Genomic DNA, 15,320 nt, shown 5'->3' with positions numbered 1-15,320 from the left:
AATATGGTCTGAAAAGACAGCCATCGCCCAAGGAGGCACTGAGATGCCCCAACCCTCGGAAAGCTTTCACGAGACAAAGGAAAAAATAAAGAAATCCGTCGAGGAGATGCGCCGGTCTCAGCTCACCGCTACCCTTGAAAAGCTGGCGAACCGCTCTCCCAAGATGCCGGAGATATCGACAGTGGAGATATGGCCCGAGGGAGATCAGGAAATCGGCAGAAAATACGTGGTCGTAAAGTGCGCCTATAGGACTAGGTCCTCCGGAGGAGCCACCGGGCTGATCGTATTCCTCGCCGACGAGACCTTGGGAGAACCGGAGCTTCTATGTCTCTGGACAGGCTACGGAGGCGAACTGGGAGAGGTGGATATAGACGCTTCATGGCAGGCCCTGGCCATCCTCATGGAGAGGCTCGAGGCCCCTCAGGACAAGCTACTCCACGAAAAGACCATGGAGACATTAAAAAAACAGCTGTCCCCTCCTGCGGTCAACCGTATGGCAACCGACGGTGAGGACAGGCAAAGACAGGTCAAGGAGGACCTCCAGCACGAACTGGAACGGGAGCTAGGGCTGAGTCTCGAGATGAAGCTAGGAGTCGAGAAGGTCACCGGGGAGGATCTCGGCAAATTCATAGAGAGCAGAGAGGAAAAGAGAGAGAAAAAAGAGGAAAAATCCAGAGCGGACTCCGCCGAGATAGACCACCTGACACTGCTGTGCGGCATAGTGGTGGACCCGGTCAGAGGTGAGCCGGTCTCGACTCTTCGACCGGGCGACACTATATACGTCAACATAAAGGACGGCTCTGCCATAGCTCATGCCCTGAGACAGGTTATGACGAAGGGGAACATCGACAAGATTCCTGTAACACTTCTCTCGACTGAGACGACAGAGACAGGCAACGTAGAGCTCACAGTCGAGCTGTCGGACGGAATATACGGCAAGGCTCTGGCGGGGGAAAGCTACAAAATATCGGTATTAAGGGAGGACAGCTCACCGAGGATAATCGGGTTGTCGTTTTATCAGATGCTGTTCGCTCTGACGATGGCGGGACTGCTGATGATAATAGCGGTGCGCCTGATCATCGACTGACATCAGGATGGGAGACGGGGAGAAGAAGATGGAGAGAAAAAAACTGAAAGCGGACGAAAAAGCGTTCCACATGGTCATCGACAGGATCATCGCCCACAGAATACGCCCGGGAGACAAGATCTACGAACCGGACCTGGCGGAAGGGCTTCAACTCAGCAGGACCCCGGTAAGGCACGCCCTCAGCCGTCTCGTGGCCGAGGGCGTCCTCGAGAAGACCAGGGGAAAAAGAGGCTACACCCTGCCGATACTGACCCAACAGGATATGGAGGACGTATTCGACGTCAGATCCTGCCTTGAGGGCAAGGCAGCCTACCTTGCAGCCCAAAGGAGGTCCTCTGAGGACCTCTCGTACCTCAGAGAACTCAACGAAAGAGAGCGATCCCTCTACCATCTGGGCCAGAGAAAGGAAGAGTACGCAGAGATAAACGAACTCTTCCACTCGAAGATCGTAGACATGTCCAGAAACGGATATATATCCCGCTACTTCCGCCAGGCATACTGGCGTTCTTCGCTGTACACCTTCCACTTCGGGCTCTTTTACAACACCGACATGATGGCCTTTGAACAGTCCTTTTCCGATAAAGGACACCGCACATATAGAGAGCACAGAAAAATAATAGACGCGGTAGACTCCGGCGACTCCTCCCTTGCGAGAGAGCTGATGGAGGACCACATCCACAACACCATCAGGAGAAGAGGCCTGCAGGTATCCCCCCACTAGGGGAAGACCATCCTGCCGGACAGATTGGACTCGGTCAGTCGTTCCAGATCCTCCTCCACCAAGATCGAGGGGTCGACCATGCGACCGCCGACCGATACACCGAAATGAAGATGAGGACCGGTCACCCTTCCGGATCGACCGGTCTTACCTATCACCTCGCCGGATCGAACGAACTGCCCCTCCCTCACATTGATCTCGGACAGATGAAAATACATCGACACCACTGAACCTCCATGATCGACATAGACCGACTTGCCTGCGTAATAGTGATCTCCGGTGAGGATGACCCGTCCAGACGACGCGGATTTTACAGGAGTTCCCACCGAAGCGCGATAATCCACCCCTCCGTGACGACTCCTAGGGATACCGTTGTAGATCCGTTTTTTTCCATATACGCTGGTGACGATTCCCTCAACGGGACGAACCATCGGCAAGGACCAGTACAACTCGGGAGAATGGGCTCTCAATACCTTCCTGACGGCCTTTTTCTCTCTGGCTATCCTGTCGCGCTCCGAGCCGGGAGGATTCACCATGGCGGGGGGAACCGAAAGCCTCTCGGCAGGATATGATTTGGAAATAACGTCTATCTTCCACCGAGACATGTAGTTGACCCCTTTCGACCTCACCCATATCTTAACCACCTCTCCCTCGGCAGGAGAGCTGGCCGCATCTGTCCCCAAAAGACCGACACCCTTCGAGACTCCCCCCTCCGCAACGGACAGGAACATGGGATAATTCCTGCCCCTCCAGGACAAAGTACTTTTCTCCACGTCCCCACTGACAGTCAGAGAAACCACGAAAGGCTCTCCCAAAAAAACCTTATCGGGAGCGTCGAAAGAGACTTCCAATGCCGAAGCGCTGGATATAGCCCATAGAGAGAGCAAAACGGACAGAGAAAACTTCAGTCCCGTCCTCATCCGCCCGAACCCAGTTGAAAGCGACACGAAACCAACTCCTTCCTAGAATCACTCCATTATACCGGCAACGCCGGGACGGCGAGGATAGCATAATTGAAAAACTAGACTGTATATAAAGAATATTGATATAATATATTTGGGGTAGAAACACATAGACGATTGGAGGGGATCACATGTCCATCAAAGGGAAATTCGTATCTATGGTAGCGGCCGTACTGGTCATAATAGTCGCAATGACAGGGATCACCTACTTCAGGAGCCAGAGTATCCTGGAAAACCAGGTAATCAAGACCGGAGAGGAGACCGTCAAGACAGCGGTGCTCACTGTGGAGGAGAACTTCGGGAAACTGTTAGCCATACTCAAAAACGCCTCTGTGGCCATACAGAGAGCCTGGGATGAAGAGGGTCTACAGGAGGCGGAGACCCTGGAGGATCTCATGGCCTCGTTGCTGGCCCAAAACGGAGAGTTCGGAGTTCAGGACATCTACTTCGGCCTGGAGAAAAACGGAAAACTGCCCATCGGTTCTCGAGCCAAGATGGCCGAGGACTACGATGCCAGGAAGAGATCGTGGTACATAGACGCGATAAAAAAAGGATCCGACATGATAGTTACCGAACCCTACATCGACCTGATAACAAATAAAGCCGTCATATCGGCAGCCATGACGGTAAAAGACGGCAAAGGCAAGACCCTCGGAGTGGTGGGGGTGGATATCAGCATGAACGCCCTGGTCGATTTCGTTGGAAAGCTGAAGCTGCTGGGAGAGGGGCATGGACTTCTTCTCAGCAAGGCAGGCATGATTATAGCCGGACCGGTTGAAAAGGACATCATGAAGGTCAATCTCTCCGAAAGCGACGAAAAAGACGAATCGGCCAAGACGATGGGCAGGGAGATGGTCTCCGGAAAATCGGGCTCCTCCATAATAAACTGGGAGGGAGAGAGGTTCGAGGCCTTCTACGGCAACACCGCCCAGGGACTCTCCCTGGCAATTCTATACCCTGTGAAGGCCATAGACGCCCTGGTAAGGGGGACCACCTCCATACAGATAGCCGTAGCGATAGTGGCTCTCCTGGCTGTCGGACTGGCCGTGCTGGTCACCTTCAGAAGCATAGTCCTTCCTCTCAGGAAAGTCGCTAACATGGCAGGCGAGGTCAAGGACGGCGATCTCACTGTAGACCCCAGATCCATAAATTACAGGGCCAAAGACCCTCTCGGCACCATGATAGACGCACTTTCCGTCATGGTGGAAGGTCTTAGGGAGACCATGCTGGGGATAGTCGAGGAAAGCAAAAAGATAGCTGACAGCTCTACCGGACTGGCCGCACTCAGCGAGCAGAGCAGTGCCTCCATGGAGGAAGTCCGTCACTCTGTCGAGGAGGTATCCACACTGGCGGAGAACAACGCCGCCGCATTGGAGGAGACCAACGCCGGAGTCGAAGAAGTATCGTCCAGCGCCTCTATGGCGGCGGAGTCGGCCACTAAGGGAACGGAGGCGACGGAAAGGGCCTCCCAGACCTCCAGTAAGGCCGTATCCATAGTGGCGGATATAATAGGCAACGTCAAAGAGGTAGGAGCCAAGGCGGGGAAAAGCTTAGAGGCTATGACCGCCCTCAGCACGTCGGTCCAGGAGATAACCGGTTTTATAGCCACGATCAACTCCATAGCGGACCAGACGAACCTTCTGGCCCTCAACGCAGCTATAGAGGCGGCCCGAGCGGGAGACGCCGGACGAGGCTTCGCGGTCGTGGCGGAAGAGGTAAGAAAGCTGGCGGAAGAGTCGGGCAACGCCGCAGGCAAGATAGAAAACCTCATAGAGGAACTCCAGTCCCAGACCAGAGACTCGGTAGCGATAACCCAACAAGCCGGGGATCTCATGAAACAGACGGTGGTCAAGGCCGACGAGGCCAGAAAAGGACTGGACGAGACCTTGCAACAGATCGCCGTGGTCAACGACTCTATGCAGAACATAGCGGCGACCTCAGAGGAACAGGCCGCTTCGGCTAACGAGATGGCCAACGCCGTCGACCAGGCTTCGAGATCCACCGTCGACATGGCCCATAAGGTAGGAACCATCAAAAAAGCCGCGGAGGAGACCTCTTTGGTCTCGAGTAACGTAGCCAAGGAAGCTGAGGCCATGTCCTCCCTGGTGGACAACATAGAGAGACGGTTAAGCAAGTTCAAGACGGAGAGTTCCAAAGAATTGGTCCAAAAGTAGCATCAGGAGAAGGGAAAGAGGCGGGGTGCCGGATAGAGGCATCCCGCCTCTTTTTCTACCTGCCAAAAAAATTAAACTCTAACGACAGCACTCCTCCGTTTTTACTGAAAAACACCTCTATAGATACAGCTTGAACTCAATATAAAAGCAGGCTCTAAGCCCGATATGCCACGAAAAAAAACATAAAATCATTTATCAACCATGCTTTGCTGTATGCACAGTTGTATTTTGAACCACTATTGCGTATGATACCTTGGAATAGACGATCCCGTGATAGACAAGGAGAAGTTCTCCTCATACTACAACAGATAGGACGATGATTCCCATGAAGGATATCCTCGAAGAGATCTCCAGAAGGAGTCGGCTCAAGGCGACGGAGGGGACGGTTGCTTCCTACATACCTGAGTTGGCGAAGGCCGATCCGGAGGCTTTCGGATTAGCCGTGACGGAATGCGACGGAAGTCAGTATCTGTCGGGAAACTGGGATCACCCCTTTACATTACAGTCTATATCCAAAATAGTGACTCTGGCCCTGGCGCTGGAGGAACGAGGACCGGAGAGGGTCTTCTCATCCGTCGGGAGCAGCCCCACCGCGGACCCATTCAATTCCATAATGAGACTGGAGATGGACGCTCCCCACAGACCGAACAACCCTCTGATAAACTCCGGCGCCATAGTGGTGGTGTCCCTTCTTCCCGAGGAAGGCAGAGAGAGAAAAGTCGACGCCATCATGGATCTCTGTCGAAAACTGATGGCCAACGACTCGATAGACATCGACGACAGGGTCTACCGATCGGAGAAGAACACCAGCGACAGAAACAGATCGCTCGCCTATTTTCTCAGGAGCGTAGGCAGCTTGAACGGAGATGTCGAGGATATCCTGGACGTGTATTTCAGGCAGTGCAGCATAAAGACCTGCGCCAAAGATCTATCTATCATGGGAGCGACCTTCGCCTGCGACGGTCTAAACCCCATATCGGGAAAACAGATAATATCTCCCTCCACGGCCAGAACGGTCAGGGCAATAATGACGACCTGCGGAATGTACGACGGCTCTGGAGAGTTCGCCGTAAAGGTGGGCATACCCGCCAAAAGTGGCGTAGGAGGAGGGATCCTAGGCACGGTTCCCGGGAGGATGGGCATCGGCGTGGTGAGTCCCCCTCTGGACGAGAAGGGAAACTCCGTAGCCGGCCTAGCGGCGATGAAGGATATATCGGAAAAACTCAGGTGTCGGGTGCTATGACGAGATGATGAAATCCCGGAGCCCATTGATGGGCTCCGGGATTTTACTCTCTCCATCCCGACTTTTCCAGAATCCCTTCGATAGCTTCCAACAGCTCCGATAGACCGTGTCTCCTACAATAGGAGCACTCCTTGGCCGGACGATCGCATATGAGACATCTTCTGGGAGGAAAGCCAAGATCGCTCCTCCCCAGAGGAGCTCCGTTCTCGTCCAGAACGTCCAGATCGGCGATCCGGCCCAAACCGTGGCTCTCTTCGATCGCCAGGGCCTTTTTTTTAAGCTCCCTCCCGGAAAGATCGACCACCCAGTGGACGGAAGGCCCGTCGGAACCGTCCAGGTCGCTTCGCCGGGATAAAACGTAACCCAAGGTCTTCTCTACCTCATCGGAGATGACTCTAAGGGCCCAAAAGATCCCGGGAGCGCTTTTATCCGGACCGGGAACCGTCATGGAGAGAGACAACACCGGCTTCCCGTAGGTACGGGACAGTTGTTTTCTCAGGTTCCACCGGGCCTCCCTGGCCGCCAGTATAAGGTCCATAGATTCGTACCCCAACTCAGGATACCTCCGATATCCGGTCGATTAAACTACCGTCACGATACTCCACTATTCCCACCGTTCGCCCCTTAGACCTAGAGGACCGGGGAACTCCGGTTATGGAGAGGGCGACCTCCCTGAGCTCTCGGATCGACATGACCGGAAGCCCAGCTCGGTCGAGAGCTTCCCTCAGTTCCGGCCGAGCTGGGTTCACCGCCATGCCTCTCTCCGTTACCAGAAGATCTACCGTATCACCAGGAGTGCTCACAGTGGTCACTCTGTCGACTACTATCGGCAATCTGGACCTCACCAAAGGGGCCACGACCACCGCCAAATTCGCTCCGGCGGCTGTATCGCTGTGACCTCCGGACCCTCCAATTATCCGTCCGGAAGAGTCGGTATGGACGTTTACGTTGAAATCCAGGTCTATCTCGGTCGCCCCCAGTATCACCACGTCCAGATCGTCCACCAGAGGTCCCTTGGTTCCGGGGCTGGCGTATAGAGAGGCGGAAACCTCCACGTGTCTCTCGTCCTCGGCTATCGACTTTACTGCCTCCAGGTCGAAGCACTGGACGTCGTAAAGCCGTTGGACCAGACCTTCCCGAAGAAACCTCACCATGTGAGAGGTTATGCCTCCCATTCCGAAGCTCCCGACGATTCCGAGGTCCTTCATCATATCCCCCAGATATGAGGCGGCAGCCAAGGAAGCTCCGCCAGCTCCGGTCTGAAAGGAAACGCCTTCGACCAACAGCCCCGACGCCTTTATCGCTATGGCGGCACATCGGGCCATCACCAACGCGACTGGATCTCTGGGCATCCTGGTGGTACCAGAGACTATCCCGGCGGGATCGCCGATGGAGTCCACCGTCACAACCGCATCTACGAGGCTCTGATCTATCGACGCCGGAGCCACACGGTCCATAGGATTGTCCGTTACGGCCAAGACCCTCTTGGCACAGCGAGCATCGGCCATGGCGTAACCGAGAGAGCCGCAGGCGGAAGGCCCCTTCGTCCCGGTGAGGTTTCCTCTTCCATCGGCGGAAGGAGCAGCCACAACGGCTATATCTATTGGCAGCTCGCCCGATTCTATCGCCCTGGGTCTTCCTCCATGGGTTCTGAAGATCACTGGCTCCGCCATGCCCCCTTGAGAGACGAAATCGGCCACGGGACCGCTCATGTAGTTGACCTCGAGACGGGACACTGTCCCCCTGCGGATATGTTCCACCAACGGCGCATGCACCGGAAAGATAGAGCTGGCCGCGACGGTCAACCCCGATATTCCAAGCGAGGAAGCCGCATCCAACGCCCCGTTCAGCACCGCATCGCCGTTTCTGAGGTGATGATGGAAGGACAGTGTCATTCCGTCGGCCAATCCCATGGCCTTAAGGGCCTCTTTCAGGCTCCCGATCATCTTATCTCTCAAGGACTACGCCTCCCCTCTCATGGCCAAGGTCTTTCTGGCCCTTGCCGCCACCGGGGCGTCCACCATCTTACCTCCTACCGATACGGCTCCCTTTCCTGCCCTCTCTCCTTCCTCGAGAGCACGAACGACCGCCCTGGCCCACTCCATTTCCTCGTCTGTGGGGGTGAAGGCCCGGTTTACCGCCTCCACGTGCCTGGGAGATATCAAAGCCTTGCCGTCGAATCCGATGGACCGGGCGAAAAGAACGTCCTTCACCAACCCCTCCATATCGTCGGTATCGGTGAAGGGTGTGTCGATGGCGTCGATCCCCGCAGCCTTGGCAGCCATAACCATACGTCCCCTGGCGTAGGAGATCTCCTCTCCTTCAACGGTTCTGGAAACGCCTAGGGCCGCGGTGAGATCCTCCGCACCCAGCAACATCCCTGACACCCTACAAGCCGTCGCTATGTCTCCCGAGTTCTCAATCCCTGTAGGAGTCTCGACCAACGCAATCACGTCCAGGGTCCCATTCTCTCTGCCGACCTTTTTCTCCGCGTCGGAGAGGGTTCGATCAAGCTCCTCCATCTCGGCTCGACTCTGGGCCTTGGGAAGCATGATCGAGTCCGCTCCTCCGGCTACCACCGCCTCCAGATCCTCCAACCATATGGGACGGTCCATGGAGTTTATCCTGACGATCCTCTCGCACCCCTTCATGGGAAGAGCCGCAAGAGCGTTTCTGACGAGTATCCTAGCACCATCCTTCTGGTCCTGGGCGACGGCGTCCTCAAGATCAAAGATGATTCCGTCGGCCCCGAAGACCCCGGCGTTGGCTACCATTCCCGGATTGTTGCCAGGCACGAACAGTAGACTCCGTCTTCTTCTCATCTGACACCCTCGGATCCCCGCAACAGCGCGGTCTCCACCCTGGCCCTTAATGTACAGTCTAGAGCTCCTCTGTCCTTGACGGATAGGGTACAGCTATCCACTGAGAGATCTTTCAAAACCTCCATGATCGATCTTTCTATAGCTTCCCCGAACTGAGCCTCCACCACGCTCTCTACCTCGACGGAGAGCTTGTTCGAGGGCTCTACCGTCACCATTGCATCGTTGGATTCCATTGAACCGGCGACGGCCATCTTCAGGATCTTCACTGAGAACACCTCCCAAACGAAAATGGCGCCGGAAGCCATAAAGCCTCCGACGCCGTAAAAGCCGGAACTATCCCAACACGGGAAGCAACAGGCTTACCAATATCAAAATCAGAGCACCTCCGAGACGGGAGGATATCTGAGCGAATGGCATCAGCTCCATCCTCTTGGCCGCGGACAGGACCGCGACGTCCCCGGTTCCGCCCATGTTGGCCATACAGAGACCGGCGGTTATGGCCGACTCGACGAAGTTGAAGCCCACTGCCATCCCGGCGAACCCCGCCCCGACGACAGCTCCGAATACTACGACGGCCACCAAAACTATGTACTGAATAGACACGGCGTTTATGACCGCTCCGAGGTCGGTATAGGCAACCCCTATACCCACGAGAAGCGCGGCTGTAAAGTTCTTTGCCACGAACTTATACCACATATTACAGCTCTTCTGGACCGACTCGGGAACGAGGTTGAATATCTTGCACATGGCTACCGCTATTATCATAAGGGCATAGGAGTGGATCATAGGCACCACTTTGTTCAAAAGAAGCCCCAGGATGAAGAAAACGCAGGAAACCATTACTCCTACCCCCATCATCTCTATGTTCGGGGGTATCTCCTCTTCTTTCTCCACCTTGAAGTCCTTCATAAGATGTCCGTTGCCGGTCAGGGCAGGACGGGCCTTGCCCAGTTTGTCCAACAATCCGGCCGCCACGATGGACATAACGTTACCCAGGGCCAGGGCCGGAATAAGTATGGACAGTATATCCTTGGTATCCATCTTGGTTATGGTGCTGAATATCTGAGACATCGGCACCGCACCCGCTCCCATGCCGCCTCCCATTATGGGCATGGCTATGTGCATTATACCCTGCTGCCATCCGTAGCCTATCATGCCTGCCACCAGAGCGGCCAGACCGCAGGAAACCAGCACCGCCGCCAACAAAGGAGCGGCGTATCTAGCTCCTGCCTTTATGAGCAGATCCGAGCTTATACCGAGTATGCTTCCGCATATCAGTGCCGCTATGTAGAAGTTGAGAAAACCTCCGCCCTTCATGAAGTCGGTGATTATCTTGACGGTGGAATCGGGCATGACTCCGAAATATACCAGGGCTGCCGTTCCGAATATACAGACCAGAGGAGCCCCTCCGAGATATTCGTTGATCACGGGGGTTTTGTCCCCGATCTTGTCCATGATAGCGCCCATGGTCATCATGGCAGCCAGGGCTCCTATCATTCCCTTGGGCAGTTTTCCTATATATATCGCCAGGATCACGAGCCCCATACATACCGCGAAAAGAACGGGGGAAAGCCCCCAGATGGTGAAACTTTTTCTATCCGTCTGCACGGTCATATAGATCGTCTCCTCTGCTGTCGTTGTATTACGCTCTGGCTATCCCGGCCTTTCTAGCCGCCTCCGCCACCGCTTTGGCGACCGTCGGGACGACCCTCTCGTCCAAGGCCTCGGGAATTATCCTCTCGGAGGAAAGCTCATCGTCCGAAACCAGTCCGGCCAGTGCATAGGCCGCGGCCAACTTCATCGACTCGTCAATATCGCTGGCCCTCACGTCCAAAGCCCCTCTGAATATGCCGGGAAAACCGAGACAGTTGTTGATCTGGTTGGGGAAATCGCTGCGCCCTGTGGCGACGACTGCCGCTCCGGCTTTCATAGCCTCGTCGGGGTATATCTCCGGGGTCGGGTTGGCCATGGCGAATATTACGGCATTGGAAGCCATCGAACGGACCATGTCGGCCGTGACCAGTCCGGGACCGGATATTCCAAGGAAAACGTCCGCTCCCGCTATGACGTCCGCCAGGGTCCCCGATTCCTTGCCCCTGTTGGTCTCCTCGGCCATCTCCTTCTTGATCCAGTTCATGTTGGTCTCTCTTCCCTCGTAGATGGCTCCGGCTCTGTCGCACAATATGACGTTACCGGCCCCTACGCTCTGAAGGAGCTTGCATATGGCTATACCGGCGGCACCGGCACCGTTCATCACTATCTTGACGTCCTCTATAGACTTACCGACTAATTTGAGGGAGTTGAGCAAACCGGCCAGGACTATTACCGCCGTTCCGTGCTGGTCATCGTGAAAAACCGGTATATCCAGCCTTTCCTTGAGTTTTCTCTCGATCTCGAAGCATCGGGGGGCGGCTATGTCCTCCAGGTTGACGCCGCCGAATCCGCTGGCTATCATAGCTGTTGTCTCAACTATCACGTCCACGTCCTTGCTGCCGACGCAGATCGGGAAGGCATCGACCCCGGCGAAACGCTTGAAGAGAACCGCCTTGCCCTCCATCACGGGAAGTCCGGCGGCTGGACCTATGTCGCCCAACCCCAGGACGGCGCTTCCGTCCGTGACGACTGCCACCATGTTCCCCTTGGTCGTGTAGGTATACACGTCCTCGGGATTTTCCTTGATCTTGCGACAAGGCTCGGCGACACCGGGCGTGTATACCACCGCCAGATCGTGCATATCCTTCACAGGAATTCGACTCTCCACGCTGAGTTTACCCTTGGCCTCGGCGTGGGCCTTCAACGCCTCCATATAGATACCCGAATCGCTCACAGAGATCTCTCCTTTCAGATCTAAACCGGTCTGTCGACAGGTTCTTACCGTCATGACAGCTACACTGTACCGGGAGAAAGCCCGAACATCAACGTATTAGAACACGAAAAAGACTTTTGGTCATTTTGGTCACGAAGAGACAAAAAAGCAGGCGAACCTAAACAGGTCCGCCTGCTCCATGGATACCGCCACTCTATACTGATCGAACCTAAAGTCTGGAGATCTCGATGTCGTTATCTCTATCGTACGGTGAGTCAGACATGGCCTGAATACTGTTATCCATACCATTTCATGATATATACTCTTACTAAACGCCGGGATTCCTCGGTTAAGGAGTGATAGGTGTGAGAGTCTTTCTTTATTCTATTCTTTGCTCCGTCCTTTTTACCACGGTATTATGCCCTACTGCCGACTCCGAGGTTAGATCCGGCCAGTACGACGTCATAGTTGTCGGTGCGGGATCGGGAGGCACCGCCGCGGCGGTCCAGGCCGCCAGGTGCGGGGCTTCGGTCGCCCTGGTAGACGAGACCGGCTGGATCGGCGGACAGATCACCGCCGCGGCGGTCTCCACCATGGACGACGTGGGGCACAACAGATCGGGATTATACCTGGAGTTTATAAGAAGGATCAGAGAAAGCTACGGAGCGACTGGAACCGACGTCAACATATGCTACTGGGGAAACGACACGATAGCGACGGAACCCAAGGTAGCCGAGGAGATACTCCTCGATATACTGAGAGGATCGGCTCCAGGCAAGGTCGATCTCTTCCTCCACAGGACGCCGGAGGCGGTCCTGACGGAGGAAAATCGAGTCACAGGGATTATCCTGAAAGACGGCGATTCGGGAACGATAATGCTCAAGGGCAAGGTCACGATAGAGGCAACGGAATGCGGCGATCTGCTTCCCATGACCCCGGCTAGATACAGGGCGGGAAACTCCCTGTCCACCAACCTGGATATGGACGCGGAAATACAGGACATAACCTGGGTCGCAGTTATAAAGAGCGAGGACTCGATTCCGGAAGAACTGAGGGTAAAGAGACCGGACGGATACGACAGAGACGTGGGAAGGTTCAGGAAGGTGGTGACTACCGACGGGGCCACCTGGCCGGGACAGGCCCCCTTCGACTTCGCCAGCTACAAAGCCTACAGAGCCCTTCCGGACAGGGACAATCCCCACAGAATAGAGGGAGGGGAATCGGAGACCTGGCCCTACATAACCAGAACCTGCGTCAACTGGGCCAACGATGTTCCCGCCAACGGCCCCGATCACGTGGGACTGACCGTCCGCTATCTGGAGGACAAAGACTACAGACGGCTGGTAAACGGAGAGGCCATCGGCAGGACGTTGAGGTTCATACACTACGTCCAGACCGAACTGGGCCTGTCCAACTGGACGGTGGACCGGTCTCAAGGATACGGAAAAAGAGGAGACCGTATAAGGGACAGGGCCCTATATCTGGACGAGAGCAATGACGCCGTTCTGAACCACTTTCCACCCATTCCCTACGTCAGGGAGAGTCGAAGGATCGTCGGAATCGAGACAATGACGGCCAAGACCGTCGCCAGAGATAGACGGCTGGGCCGGGCGGTGGAGAACAGGACGAACTCGATCGCCCTAGGTGAATATCCTCTGGACATCCATGGATCCAGGGTCCCGGGAAGTCTGGAATCGGATCTAGGAGAGTCTATGGCCGACTATCCAGGCGAGTGGAGATCCGACGAGGGAGTCTTCCAGGTGCCCTACGGAGCCCTTATTCCGGAGACGATGGACGGCCTCTTAGCCGCGGAGAAGAACATATCTGTGTCCAGACTGGTCAACGGGGCGACGAGGTTGCAACCCATAACGATATTGACGGGGCAGGCGGCGGGAGCCATAGCCGCCCTCAGCGCCCTCTCCGACCGAGATCCAAGGGACCTGCCGGTCATATCGGTCCAAGACGTCCTTTTGAGGGGCAAGAGCGCCCTGTCGCTGTATTCCTTTTTCGACGTCCAGCCGGACCATCCCCATTGGAGGGGTGTCCAGGGAGCGACCCTATACGGATACTTCGATCCAATGACGCCGGTGATCTTCGGGACGTCCCTGCCTGTGGAGGAAAGACAAATGTCCTACATGATATCCAGGGCCTTCTACGTAAGGGACCTTGAGGGAGGCGATTTTTTCGTTTCCAGATCGGATTTCGTGAAAAGACTGAAAAAGACGGCCCCCCGATGGGAACCGTCCTCTATGGAATGGGATGGACCGCCGGAAGAGCTGATATCCCGAGGAGAGGCCGTCACAGCCGTCTGGGACGCCATGGTTCAGTCGGTACCCCTCAGATAGGAGTCCATGGCCTCGACAACCTTCTTGGAGAAACGCACCGCCTCCACGACGGTCTTCGCTCCGGTCACTACGTCGCCGGAAGCAAAGACCCCCTCCCGGGAGGTATGACCGGAATCGTCGGCGACGAGAAAATCCTCTCTGGTCTCTATGCCGTCTCTGCTGGATCCTATAAGAGACCGAGGTCCCTGGCTGACCGCCACTATCACCGATTCGCAGGGGAAAAAGTCCTCCTCGCCGTCTCTAACGAAACGAACTCCCTTGGATGTTATCGCGACGGGCGTGCTCTCCAGCATAAAATCGACCCCGTCGATCTGAGCGTATTCCACCTCGATCTTGCGGGCTGGCATCTCCTTCCAGCCTTTTCGGTACATCACAGTGACATGAGAGACTCCCTTGCGGACGGCGGTCCTTGCGACATCCATGGCGGTGTTGCCGGCCCCTATCACGCACAGGGTTCGACCCAAACGATAGACATCCGGGTTCTTCAGATAATCTATGGCGAAATGACAGTTACCCAAGGATTCCCCCGGTATTCCCAGTCCCTTGGGCCTCCACACGCCGGTCCCTACGAACACGGCGGAGAAACCGTCCCTAAACAGATCGTCCAGACTCAGGGTCGCACCGATGGTGGTATTGGGCCTTATAATGACTCCGAGCTTCCTTAGGTTGGCCTCCAGACCGTCGATCAGGTCCTTGGGAAGGCGGAACTCGGGAATTCCGTAACGCATCACTCCCCCGATCTGGTCCTTTCCCTCGTAGATGGTTATGGAATACCCCCTCAAAGCCAGAAGAAAGGCTATGGTTATCCCGGCGGGACCGGAACCGACTATGGCGACGGACTTGCCCTTCTTAGGCAGGGGCTCCAGGTCCATGACGTTCATGTAGAACGACGATATGTAGTGTTCTATGTCGCTTATCCTTATGGGGGCCCCTTTGCGACCGAGAACACAGTGCCCCTCGCACTGACGCTCCTGAGGACACACTATGGAACACACCACCGAGAGGGGGTTGTTCTGGAACAGGGTCCTTCCGGCGGATACTATCTGGCCGTCCACCAACATCCTTATCATGTCCGGTATGGCGGTGTTCACCGGGCAGCCCTTGACGCAGGCCCCACACCTTATACAGCGGCGCGCTTCCTCAAGTATGTGCATCTCCATGGC

General features: G+C 55.6%; 13 protein-coding genes. 5 read left to right on the top strand and 8 right to left on the bottom strand.

Going from position 1 to position 15,320, the window contains the following annotated elements; genetic code table 11:
* Positions 1 to 43 precede the first annotated feature (43 nt).
* Both DPEP_RS07310 and DPEP_RS07305 read left to right on the top strand, forming a co-directional pair.
* Positions 44 to 1,087, top strand: a complete 1,044-nt coding sequence (locus DPEP_RS07310) for a DUF4899 domain-containing protein (protein ID WP_005660910.1) — start codon at positions 44 to 46, stop codon at positions 1,085 to 1,087.
* Positions 1,088 to 1,115: 28 nt separating this feature from the next.
* Entirely contained in the window at positions 1,116 to 1,808 is a 693-nt protein-coding gene (locus DPEP_RS07305; protein ID WP_005660908.1) for a GntR family transcriptional regulator, read from the top strand.
* On the opposite strand, the gene DPEP_RS07300 is transcribed toward DPEP_RS07305, so the two are convergent.
* Positions 1,805 to 2,752 carry a M23 family metallopeptidase gene (locus tag DPEP_RS07300; RefSeq protein WP_005660906.1) on the bottom strand — a complete coding sequence of 316 codons (948 nt, stop codon included), beginning with the start codon at positions 2,750 to 2,752 and terminating at the stop codon, positions 1,805 to 1,807. The two genes, DPEP_RS07305 and DPEP_RS07300, sit on opposite strands and share 4 nt — an antisense overlap.
* A 146-nt stretch (positions 2,753 to 2,898) precedes the next feature.
* Here DPEP_RS07300 and DPEP_RS07295 point away from each other — a divergent pair, with 146 nt between their 5' ends.
* On the top strand, positions 2,899 to 4,941 hold the full coding sequence (locus DPEP_RS07295) for a methyl-accepting chemotaxis protein (RefSeq protein ID WP_005660905.1): 2,043 nt from the start codon (positions 2,899 to 2,901) through the stop codon (positions 4,939 to 4,941).
* A gap of 325 nt (positions 4,942 to 5,266) precedes the next feature.
* Positions 5,267 to 6,184, top strand: coding sequence for a glutaminase A (gene glsA, locus DPEP_RS07290; protein WP_005660903.1), 918 nt, complete (start codon positions 5,267 to 5,269; stop codon positions 6,182 to 6,184).
* Positions 6,185 to 6,227: 43 nt separating this feature from the next.
* On the opposite strand, the gene citX is transcribed toward glsA, so the two are convergent.
* The 6 genes from citX to DPEP_RS07260 all read right to left on the bottom strand — a co-directional run bounded on the left by citX (position 6,228) and on the right by DPEP_RS07260 (position 11,833).
* Positions 6,228 to 6,737: a citrate lyase holo-[acyl-carrier protein] synthase gene (gene citX / locus DPEP_RS07285; protein WP_005660901.1), complete on the bottom strand. Its 510-nt coding sequence runs from the start codon at positions 6,735 to 6,737 to the stop codon at positions 6,228 to 6,230.
* Position 6,738: 1 nt separating this feature from the next.
* Positions 6,739 to 8,142 carry a citrate lyase subunit alpha gene (citF, locus tag DPEP_RS07280; protein WP_005660900.1) on the bottom strand — a complete coding sequence of 468 codons (1,404 nt, stop codon included), beginning with the start codon at positions 8,140 to 8,142 and terminating at the stop codon, positions 6,739 to 6,741.
* A 3-nt stretch (positions 8,143 to 8,145) separates the two neighbouring features.
* Complete coding sequence (locus DPEP_RS07275; protein WP_005660898.1) at positions 8,146 to 9,006, bottom strand: HpcH/HpaI aldolase/citrate lyase family protein; 861 nt, start codon at positions 9,004 to 9,006, stop codon at positions 8,146 to 8,148.
* On the bottom strand, positions 9,003 to 9,272 hold the full coding sequence (gene citD, locus DPEP_RS07270) for a citrate lyase acyl carrier protein (protein ID WP_040383247.1): 270 nt from the start codon (positions 9,270 to 9,272) through the stop codon (positions 9,003 to 9,005). The genes DPEP_RS07275 and citD overlap by 4 nt, the downstream gene beginning before the upstream one ends.
* 67 nt (positions 9,273 to 9,339) lie before the next feature.
* Complete coding sequence (locus tag DPEP_RS07265; RefSeq protein WP_005660895.1) at positions 9,340 to 10,620, bottom strand: 2-hydroxycarboxylate transporter family protein; 1,281 nt, start codon at positions 10,618 to 10,620, stop codon at positions 9,340 to 9,342.
* A gap of 28 nt (positions 10,621 to 10,648) precedes the next feature.
* The gene (locus DPEP_RS07260; RefSeq protein WP_005660892.1) at positions 10,649 to 11,833 is read right to left on the bottom strand and encodes an NAD(P)-dependent malic enzyme; all 1,185 of its coding nucleotides are present in this window, start codon (positions 11,831 to 11,833) and stop codon (positions 10,649 to 10,651) included.
* Positions 11,834 to 12,177: 344 nt separating this feature from the next.
* Between DPEP_RS07260 and DPEP_RS07255 the strand changes: the two genes are divergently transcribed.
* Positions 12,178 to 14,157: an FAD-dependent oxidoreductase gene (locus DPEP_RS07255; protein WP_005660890.1), complete on the top strand. Its 1,980-nt coding sequence runs from the start codon at positions 12,178 to 12,180 to the stop codon at positions 14,155 to 14,157.
* Here DPEP_RS07255 and DPEP_RS07250 read toward each other — a convergent pair.
* The gene (locus tag DPEP_RS07250; protein WP_005660889.1) at positions 14,136 to 15,317 is read right to left on the bottom strand and encodes an NAD(P)-dependent oxidoreductase; all 1,182 of its coding nucleotides are present in this window, start codon (positions 15,315 to 15,317) and stop codon (positions 14,136 to 14,138) included. The genes DPEP_RS07255 and DPEP_RS07250 overlap by 22 nt on opposite strands.
* Positions 15,318 to 15,320: the final 3 nt, after the last annotated feature.

This window comes from Dethiosulfovibrio peptidovorans DSM 11002 (assembly GCF_000172975.1).
In the GTDB taxonomy this organism is placed as follows: domain Bacteria; phylum Synergistota; class Synergistia; order Synergistales; family Dethiosulfovibrionaceae; genus Dethiosulfovibrio; species Dethiosulfovibrio peptidovorans.
The sequence above is the reverse complement of the archived record's forward strand: the minus strand, read 5'-3'. Positions and strand labels throughout refer to the sequence as shown.